Source organism: Acinetobacter sp. YH12200 (assembly GCF_013418175.1).
GTDB classification, from domain to species: domain Bacteria; phylum Pseudomonadota; class Gammaproteobacteria; order Pseudomonadales; family Moraxellaceae; genus Acinetobacter; species Acinetobacter pseudolwoffii.
In genome coordinates this window covers 1-12,511 of the sequence record NZ_VPCO01000038.1, presented here as the reverse complement: position 1 = coordinate 12,511, position 12,511 = coordinate 1, and the positions used below count along the sequence as shown (strand labels likewise).

Genomic DNA, 12,511 nt, shown 5'->3' with positions numbered 1-12,511 from the left:
GAAATTCATGCACGTGTAGCAGTCCTCAACAGATTTACGGAATTAGGTCGACCACTTACCCAAGTTACGCCTTAAATTTGGCTCAATTAGGGGCGCTTTGCATTTCAAATCTTTGTGCAACAAAGCCCTGCCGAATTTATGCTTTTTAAACAGAGCCAGTTCATGCTCGTATTTTTGAGTGAGAATAGAGAGATGTTGGTTGCATGCTTCCAGATGTTGAACTTTGCCATCTAATTGTTGATTGGTGACTTCCAGATGTTGAACTTTGGCATCTAATTGCTGATTTGATTGTGCCAAAGACTGATGCTGCATCGCCAATTGCCGGGTAAATTCCAGCAGTTGCTCATGGGTCAGTTGGTTTAAATCAGGCAGCGTTTTCATGACCGCAGTATGCCTGAGGTCATGAAGAGAATGAAATAGAACGTTTGGAGAATAGCAGAATGTACGAGCCTGGTTTAGAGCATCGTCACCACCTGCTGTCGTCCAATTCTCTGCCAGGGTAAACCCTGGATCAGTGCCTGCAACTGCTCTGGGCTGAGGGCTACGGTTTCACCCTGGTGAATCTGAGCCCAGTGAAATTTACCCTGTTCCAGCCGCCGGGCACACAGCCAGATGCCCAATCCATCATGCACCAGCACTTTCATGCGATGGCCACGCTTATTACAGAACAGGTAGGCGCAATGCAGTTTGATCGAGCCAAAGGCTCTCAGCACCTGAGCCATGGCAGTATCCATACCCGCACGCATGTCCATCGGCTGGGTAGAGAGCCAGATTTCATCGATATGGATCATGTTGCAAGTGCCTTGAGTAATTCTGCTAAAGCAGATATTTCTGATACTTGCCATTTCAAGCCAATTTCTGCTTTTGAGTGGGGTAAAGTAATTTGAACCGTTAACATGTCAGTAGGAGTAGGATCTAATGGTGCAGAGCAAGATAAGGCAATAAATGCAGGTTTATTCGGTAGTGGTGAGCGATCATTCCCTGGCTTACCATCAATTAAGCGAATCCATTTGGATACAAGATTTGTATTCAATCCATGTTGCAAAGCGACCGAAGCAATTGAAACGTTCGGTGCTTTAAGGCAAAGGATTTCTTTCTTTGCTTCGAGAGGTTCATGTTCATCAGGGTTGTTACGTCGTAAAGGCTGTACGGCCTTATTTGTCTCGGAGAGTGGTGGCAGTCCAAACAACAAACCCCATGACCATAACTTATGGGGCTTGTTGGCTATTTTGCTGCGTATTGTGTGGCTTTTTGTGATTAAGCCTTACATCGCTTCACGTTGTGCTTCATCTTCCAAATAGTTTTCTAAAGAATCATCTAGCGCATATAACCATGGCGTGTGATGTGGCTTAGCCATTTTTCCAGTCATTACTGAGCGATAGACTTTATCTCTAAAGCCCATAATGTTTTCTTTTTTATGCTTTTTCCATTGCATGAAAATATCATGCACTGCATCAATATTGAATGATGGATAGTCCGTCTGCGCAATCAGGCGTTTGATGTAGTCACCTTGGAAGCGGGCAGATTGTTCATCGTTCAATAGGCGCTGCTCTTTTTGATGTAAGGTCTGCGTATGGCTCTGCATTTCTGCCGTGCTTGGTAAAGCAATTTTGCCCAAAATCACATCACGGACAAACCATGCTTGCGCATCGAACATATTGAAGGTGTACCATTGATCTTGCATGCCCAAGTAGAACAAGCGAGGATTCTTTTCCCACACCACACCCTGATATAAACCCTGCGGATAAAGGCAGTTATGTGTTCTGAGGCGTAGGTTATCTTCAATAAATGGGAAGTGGTGCAAATAGCCTGTGCATAAAATAATGGCATCAATTTTGGCAGATGTTCCATCACTAAAATAAGCAGTATTTTCATCTACACGCAGTAATTGTGGCTTTTCAGACCAGTTTTTAGGCCATTTAAAGCCCATGGCTTTACTACGATAGCAACTGTAAATTTGCTTAGCACCGTATTTATAACATTGCGAACCAATGTCTTCGGCAGAGTAGCTGCTGCCAACCAATAACACAGACTTGCCTTTAAATTCCAGCGCATCACGGAAGTCGTGTGCGTGTAAAATGCGACCATGGAATTGATCAAAGCCTTCATAAACAGGAACGCGTGGGGTAGAGAAGTGTCCAGATGCAACGACAACATAATCAAATTGTTCTGAATAATGCTGTTGTTGTGCATAATCTTCGACATCTACCGTGAATTTTTGCGTTGTTTCATCATAGGCAATATGCTGAACGGCACTATTGAAACGAACTAAATCTTTGACCTGTGCTTTTTCTGCACGGCCTTTGATGTAATCCCACAGTACTGCACGTGGTGGATATGAAGCGATTGGTTTTTTGAAATGTTCATCAAAAGTATAATCGGCAAATTCTAGCGCTTCTTTGGGGCCATTTGACCATAAATAGCGGTACATACTGCCGTGGACAGGTTCCCCATGTTCATCTATACCAGTGCGCCAAGTATAGTTCCATAGCCCGCCCCAATCATTTTGTTTTTCGAAACATACAATTTCAGGAACTTGTAGACCTTTGGCCTTTGCTGACTGAAACGCTCTTAATTGGGCCATGCCACTTGGGCCAGCACCAATAATTGCAATTCGATCCATTGCTATCTCCATTAGTTTTGAGTTCTTAATTACCTCTCCAATTTTGAGTGTCACAATTTAGGATTTGAAATATAAGCATTATAAAGATAAGCAAATACAATCCTAAATTGAGCGATTAAAAATCTGTTCAAAATAGGATGTGAATTAAAAAAAAGAAAAAATAATAAAATGTGCTAAAGACAGTAAAAATTACCTAAGCAATTCATCTTTATAAAAAATACATTTTTTAAGAAAGCTGATCTTATCATAATTTCTGATTAATTGTGGCTTTGCTTAGTTATAAAAGTGAATTTAAAGTCATTCCATTAATATTTAAAATTTTATCATTTGGTATATGTTCTTGATTCTTATTAGGTTTTTCCTATAGATTCTAAAGAGAATTTTTTTAGATTTTTTCTTAAAATTTGTTTGAATTGAAGTGGTGGTGTTTCAAAAAGTATGCTGGGATTAAATGCAGCCATTATTGATGTGGAAGAAGGTTAAATCGAAAGCCTTAAAGTGGTTTTCTAACTTTTTCGAAAAATTACAGCTTCTCCTAAATCCACGCCTGAGCCGATGCCTGATTCTGCAATTATTACCTTCAATACCTACAGTAAAGAACTTACCAATCGATTGCTTATAATTTTAAAAGCAGTGACAAAACTGTCCCATAAATTACTCGAAATTCGCCTCCGACAAACCCGGTACGGTTCACCTAACTTTTTCAACTAACTACAAATGTGTCGCACTTGGGATTTGAATCTGCGTCGATAAAAATCATCTGCTGCCACAGAGAATCTATAAATAATAGTGCGCAAGTCCCAATAGATTAAAAAATGCTCAATTTTGGAATTTCCCCAAAGTTATCAGCTCTTCCAGGGCGAAAACTATCCCCAATTGCTGTGGATAAAATTTAGGCTATTTTGTACGCTTTATAGATCACCCGGATACCGCCACTTTTACCATTATTGCCTTGAGCACAAGGTGCTTTACGAATTCCACCACCATTTTTTGATTCAATCGCCCTGATCAGGCTATACCAAGAGATCTTGCTGGAGCTGACGATACCTTTCATCACTCACAAGCTCTTTGATTTGCTTGGTAAAAATACTGTTTTCAATAAATAAAATAGGTTTAAGTACGTCAATGGCGTATAAGAATTTTAGCAGTTTTAGAACAAAAAAAACGAGAGCTGTGAACTCTCGTTTCGCATAAGCAGAGGCTTACAAATATAAATATGAGCTATAAAAAAACCCGCATAATAGCGAGCAGGTTCTGATATTTGATCCAGACTATGGATTTTATAGAAATTATATTTCTAGATGATTTTGAATATTTTTCCACTTAAAGTACTTTGAAAAAGCATTTCAAAACTAGGTCGAATATCTTCACCATCGACGGTGATATGTTTTATATTCGAATGAGATTGGGTGGTGGCAAAATCATGATCCACAGTAGCTTGAATAGCGTATTTAACGCCAAACTGGTCTTTGATGCTGAGAGTCTGTTTAAACATATATATCCCCTTAAAAAAAATTGCAGTGGAAAGTCCACATAAACCATTGATGTTTATTATTTTTATTGATACACAACTTTATCATTTAATTTAAATAGCTGATTTAGAGAAGTGTAAAATGTACGACCATCCAAATTTAAATCAACCTCGATTCCAGATTCCAGTAGAACTCTTTTACCGACTTCAATTTGTTTTAAACCTTGACGTGTATTTTGCATTTTATGTAGAGGAATTAATGAAACAATAATTTCAGTACCATTTTTAGATTTTGCAATTAAATCATTTATTTTTAACAACTTATATCCTATTTTTTAGAAATTTTTTCAATTTTGAAAACATTTTAAAGTATAAAAAAAGCACTAATGAGTGCTTTTTATTACTGCTTATTATTACTTAGATAGCAACAATATTTACAGCATTCGGTCCTTTTTGACCTTGAGCTACACTGAATTCAACTTGCTGGCCTTCAAATAAGGTCTTGAAACCTGAATTCGCGATTTCGCTGAAATGAGCAAAAACGTCTGGACCTGATTCTTGTTGAATGAAACCAAAACCTTTAGTTTCGTTAAACCACTTAACAGTACCTTTAACAACATTTGAGTTTGACATAATATATCCTACTAATTTTTAATAATTTTTTAGTCATTTTATTGACTGATTAATAACTTTGAAATAATAAAGAAGCGACTTAAAATCTGAAAAAACGAAGGATTATGACTAAAACTGCGATACTTAAAGAAGATTTACCGGAACAAGACTTTTTTCTAGTTAACTTAACTATACACTAAAAATAGTAAAAATCAAGTTTTCTTATATATATATATTTATTAAACTAATAAAATAAGATTAAATTAATTAAAAAATTCAGTAAAATCATATTTTTATTGTAAATGTAACAATATAAGGTAATATGTAGAGTTGAGTTAGATTGATAAATAATGAATGCGATTATATAGTTCTGTAATAACAATATTGATGTTTTTAATTTCGGGAATGATGATTTTTTCCCATATGCAAGTCATAGATAAACCGCCAAATTTTATAGCTTTAAATACTGATAATTAGCAGTATGTGATAAAAAACCGCCTGTTAGGTTAATGCCAGTCAGTTAAGGAAATTTAGATTAAAAATAAATCTAAATTTCCTTATTTTTGAATTTTAATTGATCTAATTTTATGTGTTATTGAACATAATTTTAGTTCTGAAATTCTTAACTGATCAGCATTAGCCTGTTAGGTAGTTTTTTACTTTTGAAGAAATAATAAATATCGTTTATTTAACATAAACCCTCATATACAAAATTCGGGTGTCAGCCCCAAATAGAAATGTCCGGTTGCTCCAAAGTAAAAATTTCCGCTTTTAGAATACGCACTTTTGTGAGTGTCGAAGCGGACGGTTTGAATTACAGCAGATTGATGGATTCCTCGCTCCAAGCGCCTAAAATGAGCCAATGTCTGGCTGCCCTGCTTGATCGAGCAATTGAATCGTCAATTTATTCAGTCCTTAAGGATTGTAGAGGGTGGTTCAATGAGCTGGGTACCATTCTTGTGAGCAAATGCCTCATCCATTTTCTGCGCAACAGCACTGGGTTCACCATGTTTCGCAATATATTCAGCCCTTCTTTGCATAAACTCCGCTTCTCTTTGTTGAGCTCGCTGTATTGATTCATCAGGCTGTTGCCGTGGTTGTGTCGTCTTATAATTATAGAAGCCGACACCACAAACCAGGACAATCAAAAAAGTGATTTGTTTTTTAACAACTTTATTCACTTGCTCTCATCTCTATCAAATACCATCGCTTTTCCAGGCAGCAAAATTTCACCCTATTTAAAAAAATGGCTCAGTTATTTTATTCATCAATCTATTGATATTGTTAAATATTTATAAAGAGCCATTTCATCATCTTAAAATACGACTACCTTCAATCCACACCCAAAGCTTTAAATACCGCATCCACAGGATCCGCATAGAAGTTGGTCTGGAAGTTGATAAACAGTTCCACAGGAATCATTGGGATATCTGCCGCACTACTCATTGGCAAAGCAACCTTCTTGGCACCCGCATCAAAAGCCACCTGAAGACACTCAGCAATACTTTCCACCGGTGTCACAGAACCACCCAAGCTCATATCACCCAGTACCACCATCTGACTTTGTACCGATCGTCCTAACAGGCCAGAAGCAAAAGCCACTAAACTTGGCAGAGCAAGATGGCTGAGCGGGCCGGTATTCTGTAATTCCACCACATGTAAGTGGAAGTCATGTTCCAGCACCTTACTGCCACCCGAGATCCGGGATGCATTGGCCTTGAAGTAGTCAAATGCAATTTTGTCCTGCTCCTTGGCACTACTTGAATTCCATAAGCCTGATGTCGCCAGCTTTCCTGAACCTTTGGTGACTTGAAGTTCTAAGCGGTATAACCTCGGCATGCCTTTATTACTGAGCCCGATGGTATATAAGAAACCTGGCTTGGCTGGACCTTCGGGAATCAGTCCACCACCACCCTGCTCTTTTACCGATACAAAATGTTCTTCTAAGGTATCATTATCGATATAGCTGAAATGAACATCATAGAATTCCATGCCACCAATTTTCTTCAGCGGCTCTTTGATACGACGGCGCACCTGCAACGCATATTCCAGACACTGGCGTACATCTTCTTTATTAAACTGACCGTGTGGGTAGAGTAGCTTCATCAATCCGGAAACCGTCTTGCGAACGGCGATCACATCACGCTGATTCAGGTTGTTACCGAGTTTGAAGTACTTCTCAATGGAATCTGCAAAGCTACGCTTGCGCATTTCCCGGAAGAATTCAGCCAGATAATCAACGATCAATCCATAACGGTTGGTGAAAAACTCCGGGCGCATCTTCGGAATTTCCCAGCCGGGGATATAAGCATGAAAACGATCGAAGAATGCTGAATCGATCATGGCTTCAGGGAAAGGTGCCAACAGATGGCTGGTTTTGCCCAGAGATTCAACGCTTTGGTTGATATTCCCCACAAAAACCATCGAAGCTGAGGCTTCCATCTGTTCCCGGCTACGGGCAAAAGATCCTGAGGCCATGTAGTCTTTCATGATCTGTACGCCATCTTTGTCCTTTTGAATGCACGATTACGACCTAAGTGTTTGAAGGGTGGATTGAACACGATTTATTACCAAAATTAAAGAAAAAAAGTGTTTTAATTATGGATAATGCTTCTTTTCATAAAGGTCAAAAATTACAAGAACTCCTGAAAAAAGTAGGTCATTATTTAGTTTGGTTACCCCAATATAGTCCTGATTTAAATCCAATCGAAAAAATGTGGTCTAGAGTGAAATCTGTTCGAAATAAATTTAGAGTTGCAGATAGTGATAAATTATTTAAAGATCACTGTGGTGATTTATTTAGTATTTAGCTATATCAACTAAAATACACAGCGAACTGGTTTTGCAAATGGGGGGAATATGGGCTTTAGATTTCACAAGAGTATTAAACTGCTACCCGGATTAAAAATTAATCTGACGCATAAGGGCATCAGCAGTGCGAGCATTGGCAAACCCGGTGCTTCTCTAAATATTGGTAAAAAAGGCACTCGAACCAGCGTGGGCATTCCAGGAACAGGACTCTCTTATTCCAAACATCACCCCTATACAAATAGCCCGAATACCCCACAGAATACATCTCAGCAACCACCACGATTGCATCGCCTAAGTATGGAGACATCCAGATCAACTGTCTGGCTTTGGATCGCTTTTGGGGTGTTGTGTTTTATTGTCGGTGCAATGATTTTTTAGCGGACAGTATTTCGTAGCTTAAGTTAAAAATAAGAATGATTAGCTAATTCTTTCTAAACAATTTAGAATAAAAATCACACAGCTTTGGATGGTCATACAAGACGTACATCTACCAGATATCCAATATTTTTTATTAGCTTATCCGATTTGTTTAAGTCTGATAGGTGCTGTTTTTATTGCTACGCATCTAGGCTTTCAAGCGCCTAAATATTTATTCTGGATGGGCTTGGCTTGCATTTTTCCATCCATAGGATTAGCCGCACAGACACTGATGAGTAATGCTCAACTGAGGCTGACCGCGCCATGGCTGGCACTTTTTTATTTAGGTGGTGCTTGGGCCGTTGCCCATGGCATGCTGTTAAAAGCCAATTCAAAATCAAATATATTTGTAGCAAGCACTTTGATTGTAGTGGGTATGGGGTCACTGTTATATTTTACCCATGTCGATGAACAGTTGTGGCCCCGCATCGTCACCATTAATATTATGATTTTATGCTTGGAAGCTTTAGCACTTCCAAAAATCTATGTTTTATTTAAAAAAACCTACGCCTTAGAAATGCTTTTATGTGCGAGTTATTTTCTCTTATTTGCTTATGGGGTGCTTAGAACCTCAATTGTCATTATATATTTTCAAAATGTGCAAAACGTCGCCTTGGCAACAACAACATGGTGGATGACCATGATTGCTGTCAATCTGTTCCTCAGCCTGTGGTTTGCAATTATAGTTTCAGCGGTAGCGGTAAAAGAACGGTTTGATATCATTAACGAAGAAAGGTTGAGAGATTCTTTAACCAAGCTGTATAACCGCAATGGTTTTTTAGAAAAAACCAAAGATTTGTTTAATGAATTGCAGCACGGTGAAGTCTATCTGGTGATGTGTGACCTTGATAGTTTTAAGGAGATCAATGATACCTGGGGGCATGTGGTCGGGGACAACATCCTATTGGAAATTGCAAATCTATTAAAATCCAACATTCGGCAAGGTGATATTGCCGGCAGATTTGGCGGAGAAGAATTTATTGTATTATTGCAAAGTGCAGATCAAGAATCTTCTTTTGTTTTGCTGGAACGCTTACGTAAAAAGATTGAAGGGCACCTTTTTGTTCATCAGATTCGAGTGACTGCAAGTTTTGGGGCCGCCAAAATAGATGCAGAGTCCCAGTTAATGAGTGCTTTAGAAACCGCAGATCAACGTTTATACCAAGCTAAAAATAATGGCCGAAACAGAGTGTGTTTTAACTAACCTAAGTAGACTCCACTTTACTTATTTTCAGACAGCAACCAATCAAGAGCGTTCATTTTTACAATACCATTATAATTGGCTTCAGTCCCGATCGTGTCTAAGGTAAGTAAATACTTGGGATATGAATCAGAAATTTTCTGTAATGGACGTAACTCTCGGCTTAGTGTCTCCTCATTGAGGGTTTCTAATGCCACCTGATAATAAGTTAAATTCTGTAAAGTATCGACAGCAACAAAATCAATTTCATATTCATCAATCCGCCCTACATAGACCGTATAACCTCGTCTGACAAGCTCAAGATAAATCACATTTTCTAAGATATGACCTTGATCAGCATTAGCATCAGGCAACATAATGCGGCGCAATCCAACATCAACTAAATAGTATTTTTCAGAGGATTGTAATAACTCACGCCCACGTACTTTAAACTGTGCGGCGCTATAAAATAGCAAACTGTCCTGTAAGCCCCGAATATAGCGCTTCACTGTTTCAAATGAGATTTTAACCCCGCTTGAAACAAAGGTATTTTTAATTTTATTGATGGAAATGGGTGAGCCTGTCACGCTTGCCAAATATCTTGCGACACGCTCGAGAGAGTTAATATCGGCAGTATTTAAACGGGGAATAACATCTTTAAACATTACACTGGCATAGACTGCTTGCAAGTAATCATAGGTTTCCTGCTGGCTGGTCATGGCAAGCGTATAGGGGAAACTACTTCGCGTGTACATGGCATACAAATCACGATTGGATAATTGTTGGATGATCGGATTATTTTCAATATGCCACTGTTTAAACTCTTGGAATGACAAGGGTAAAACATGTTGCTCGATATAGCGTCCTGTGAGTAAAGTCGCAAGTTCTCCACTCAGAAAGAATGCATTTGAACCTGTAATATATAAATCGATATAATCCCGAACATATAAAGAGTCGACTACTTTTTCAAAATTGGTAACATGTTGTATTTCATCTAAAAAAACATAGTTTTTCTTGCTTTCATCAACTTTTGACAATACATAATCATGTAGTTTACGGTAATCGGTGAGTTCTTCAAATTCCATAAATTCAAAGTTGATGACAATGATGTTTTCGGCTTGTACCCCCTGTGCTTTTAGGTCTTGTTGAAACATCGCCAGCAAGGTGGATTTTCCAGAGCGACGTACACCCGAAAGCACTTTAATGACATCACGGTTTTGCCATGTATTCAGAAATTTTAAGTAGCTATCACGTCGAATATTAGTTTTTCTCACTGTTTCCACTTAAACTCTAAAGTTTTAATTAATTCTATCAAAATTTAGATACCAAGTGAAAATATATTTAATTACAAAGAAGGTTTCCAGTTCATGTGAAATATTTAAAATTCTAAACTGCTGTTATAGCAGTTTAGAGACGCTAATCACGACAAGCTCCAAGATACCAGGTCTACTCTTTAGACGAAATTTGATAGGTTTTCATCGATGAGATAATCCAAATTCTGTCTTTTTGATTATTTTCTATGTCATGTTATGTCATTGCTGCTGCGACTTAACTGCTATATAAATTAAGTGAAAAGTAAAAGGAATTAATATGTTAACTAGAGTGGAACTCATTTTTGTTGTGCTGATGGTCTCAGCCTTAATCCTAATTGCTTATGAAATGCTAAAAGGTTTATTTTAGAGCATCTATACAATTTTTGATCAAAAAAAAGCCCACAGAGGGAATCTATGGGCAAAACTAAGGACCTTGACGGTCATTCAGAAACTACTGCTAGTTTCTGGTTGTGATTCTGGACTGAATTAAAAATAACCACATTGGCTGAATGTATCAAAAGTTAAATCATGTGATTAATCATTGATACATCTGCAAAAATGAGCTCATCGCTCTGTTGATTAATACAGTAATTCACCAAACAAATCCGCTCTAATCTCTTCCAGACTCAGATCTGATTTCATTCTATTACAGATGGGATGAACCAGCAGACCATTCTCTAGAACACCTTGCCCACCTACGGCTTTGGCAATCCGATGATCCGATTCAGTAGAATCGAGATAGATTAATCCATCACAAATGGGGCAAAAGTTATGATTACTGTTATTCACCAATTAAAATGTCTATGCGATAAACCATTTAAAATGTCCTGTTTTTAACTACAAGAGTCAAGCATAGGATTTAACTTTCTTTGTTCAATATCGGCTTTCTGAGCTTTACGGCTTGGCATACTTTTCTTGGCCCGGGAGCGTTTATTCTGTTTCTCCAACTCTTCATGCTGTTGCTGGATATGCGCCAGAACTGAACCTAATCTTTTATTATCAACGACTTCATTCTGCTGTAGCCCAGCCAATTTATTGAAGATGCTGTATAGGCATTTACTCATCGATACTGGTTCTGTTAAGATTGGGTTTATAAGAATTAAAATGTTCAAAAAATCTAATAAAATTAATGGATATATTTATGAATAAACGGACTGCTTTAGAAATTACCCAAAAGTTACGATCTATTTATGCTCATCAAGTCAGAGTGGCAGAGCTATTCTTAAAAATAGGCGAAGTCTCTAATCTTACCCCTCTAATCCTCACAGGAAATAAAACCGTTTTTTCTTTTAAAGAAACGGGGGAAATCTCTCACTAAAATTAAAAAGGAAATTTCTTCTGTGAAAAGTACTTCGCAAGCAGACGAAGTATTGGCAGATATTATTTCTGAGCTGGTATAGTCCCGACAGTAAATAATGAAAAAAGCTGAATTTCCTAATAGGAAATTCAGCTTTTTTTTTACTTTCTAGTGAGACTAATTCTCACTATTACTTCTGTTTTTTAAGCTGCTTTTTGAGCTTATTTAACTTGTTTTTGTGTTTTGAAATCTTTTCAAGACGTGCTTTGATCTTCTGTTTCAAGATTTTAACTTGCTTCGACATGATGTCACTCCTTGGTATGAATATCCGCTGACTGATTTTTTTTCATAAAACTACTGATAAATTTTCTTAATTCTCTAGCGGCACTGGTGTCCATAGCTTCACACAATTGAATGAACTCATCACGTTGAGTGCTGTTAATGCGAATTAAGAGTTGCCCATCTTTTTTGTTGGCCTTTATTTTTTTGGGTTGATCAGTCATAAGATATTTATTCCCAAAGGCACTAAAACAATAAAATGTATATACACTATATATACATTATGAAAACTAAGCAACTATTTAATTTATTGTTTTTTATTAATAATATTGTTATTCCTGATCGGATGGAAAACCGGACATTTCTATTTAGGGTTTATAACTTAGGACTTACGCATTGACGGATTCAAAAAAGTATTAAAATACTTTATAAAGTATCTGTGATCAGACGAATTAAACATGCTTCTACAGCAACTTGTACATTACCCATTTATATGGGCTTTCTCATG

13 protein-coding genes and 6 pseudogenes are annotated in these 12,511 nt (G+C 37.6%); 4 read left to right on the top strand and 15 right to left on the bottom strand.

The features are described 5' to 3' along the window. Positions 1–102 precede the first annotated feature (102 nt). The 11 genes and pseudogenes from FTU90_RS14965 to FTU90_RS14915 all read right to left on the bottom strand — a co-directional run. Positions 103–381, bottom strand: a pseudogene (locus FTU90_RS14965) (IS66 family transposase); the annotation flags it as partial. 74 nt (positions 382–455) lie between these two features. Beyond that, positions 456–791: an IS66 family insertion sequence element accessory protein TnpB gene (gene tnpB, locus FTU90_RS14960; protein WP_157799610.1), complete on the bottom strand. Its 336-nt coding sequence runs from the start codon at positions 789–791 to the stop codon at positions 456–458. Further along, positions 788–1,192 carry an IS66 family insertion sequence element accessory protein TnpB gene (locus tag FTU90_RS16190; protein ID WP_227523651.1) on the bottom strand — a complete coding sequence of 135 codons (405 nt, stop codon included), beginning with the start codon at positions 1,190–1,192 and terminating at the stop codon, positions 788–790. The genes tnpB and FTU90_RS16190 overlap by 4 nt, the downstream gene beginning before the upstream one ends. Positions 1,193–1,264: 72 nt before the next feature. Further along, positions 1,265–2,623 carry an NAD(P)-binding domain-containing protein gene (locus tag FTU90_RS14950; protein WP_074382685.1) on the bottom strand — a complete coding sequence of 453 codons (1,359 nt, stop codon included), beginning with the start codon at positions 2,621–2,623 and terminating at the stop codon, positions 1,265–1,267. A gap of 447 nt (positions 2,624–3,070) precedes the next feature. Next, a pseudogene (locus tag FTU90_RS14945) lies at positions 3,071–3,330 on the bottom strand (IS1 family transposase); the annotation flags it as partial. A gap of 206 nt (positions 3,331–3,536) precedes the next feature. Beyond that, positions 3,537–3,732: pseudogene (locus tag FTU90_RS14940) on the bottom strand (hypothetical protein); the annotation flags it as partial. Positions 3,733–3,920: 188 nt separating this feature from the next. Continuing rightward, positions 3,921–4,118: a hypothetical protein gene (locus tag FTU90_RS14935; protein WP_074382686.1), complete on the bottom strand. Its 198-nt coding sequence runs from the start codon at positions 4,116–4,118 to the stop codon at positions 3,921–3,923. Positions 4,119–4,180: 62 nt separating this feature from the next. Then, on the bottom strand, positions 4,181–4,414 hold the full coding sequence (locus FTU90_RS14930; RefSeq protein ID WP_005093624.1) for a hypothetical protein: 234 nt from the start codon (positions 4,412–4,414) through the stop codon (positions 4,181–4,183). Positions 4,415–4,511: 97 nt separating this feature from the next. Further along, a complete protein-coding gene (locus tag FTU90_RS14925; protein ID WP_005093626.1) occupies positions 4,512–4,727 on the bottom strand; it encodes a cold-shock protein in 216 nt (71 codons plus the stop codon). A gap of 887 nt (positions 4,728–5,614) precedes the next feature. Beyond that, positions 5,615–5,887 (bottom strand): hypothetical protein, encoded by a 273-nt coding sequence (locus FTU90_RS14920; RefSeq protein WP_180073041.1) that lies wholly within the window; start codon positions 5,885–5,887, stop codon positions 5,615–5,617. Between the two features lie 151 nt (positions 5,888–6,038). Beyond that, positions 6,039–7,220 (bottom strand): annotated as a pseudogene (locus FTU90_RS14915) (BREX system Lon protease-like protein BrxL); the annotation flags it as partial. Positions 7,221–7,243: 23 nt separating this feature from the next. On the opposite strand from FTU90_RS14915, the gene FTU90_RS14910 reads away from it, so the two are divergent. The 3 genes from FTU90_RS14910 (at position 7,244) to FTU90_RS14900 (ending at position 9,138) form a co-directional block, all read left to right on the top strand. Beyond that, positions 7,244–7,516 carry a transposase gene (locus FTU90_RS14910; RefSeq protein ID WP_159138990.1) on the top strand — a complete coding sequence of 91 codons (273 nt, stop codon included), beginning with the start codon at positions 7,244–7,246 and terminating at the stop codon, positions 7,514–7,516. Between the two features lie 49 nt (positions 7,517–7,565). Beyond that, positions 7,566–7,895: a DUF4236 domain-containing protein gene (locus FTU90_RS14905; RefSeq protein ID WP_159138991.1), complete on the top strand. Its 330-nt coding sequence runs from the start codon at positions 7,566–7,568 to the stop codon at positions 7,893–7,895. Between the two features lie 88 nt (positions 7,896–7,983). Further along, a complete protein-coding gene (locus FTU90_RS14900) occupies positions 7,984–9,138 on the top strand; it encodes a diguanylate cyclase (RefSeq protein ID WP_218945125.1) in 1,155 nt (384 codons plus the stop codon). A gap of 17 nt (positions 9,139–9,155) precedes the next feature. Here the strand turns inward: FTU90_RS14900 and FTU90_RS14895 are convergent, their stop codons facing one another. The 3 genes and pseudogenes from FTU90_RS14895 to FTU90_RS14885 all read right to left on the bottom strand — a co-directional run. Then, positions 9,156–10,388, bottom strand: coding sequence for an ATP-binding protein (locus FTU90_RS14895; RefSeq protein WP_159139014.1), 1,233 nt, complete (start codon positions 10,386–10,388; stop codon positions 9,156–9,158). A 618-nt stretch (positions 10,389–11,006) separates the two neighbouring features. Continuing rightward, positions 11,007–11,204: pseudogene (locus tag FTU90_RS14890) on the bottom strand (HNH endonuclease signature motif containing protein); the annotation flags it as partial. 56 nt (positions 11,205–11,260) lie between these two features. Further along, positions 11,261–11,485: pseudogene (locus tag FTU90_RS14885) on the bottom strand (ISNCY family transposase); the annotation flags it as partial. 83 nt (positions 11,486–11,568) lie between these two features. On the opposite strand from FTU90_RS14885, the gene FTU90_RS14880 reads away from it, so the two are divergent. Then, positions 11,569–11,745: a hypothetical protein gene (locus FTU90_RS14880; RefSeq protein WP_159139020.1), complete on the top strand. Its 177-nt coding sequence runs from the start codon at positions 11,569–11,571 to the stop codon at positions 11,743–11,745. A gap of 287 nt (positions 11,746–12,032) precedes the next feature. Here the strand turns inward: FTU90_RS14880 and FTU90_RS14875 are convergent, their stop codons facing one another. Next, positions 12,033–12,227: a hypothetical protein gene (locus FTU90_RS14875; protein ID WP_159139019.1), complete on the bottom strand. Its 195-nt coding sequence runs from the start codon at positions 12,225–12,227 to the stop codon at positions 12,033–12,035. Positions 12,228–12,511: the final 284 nt, after the last annotated feature.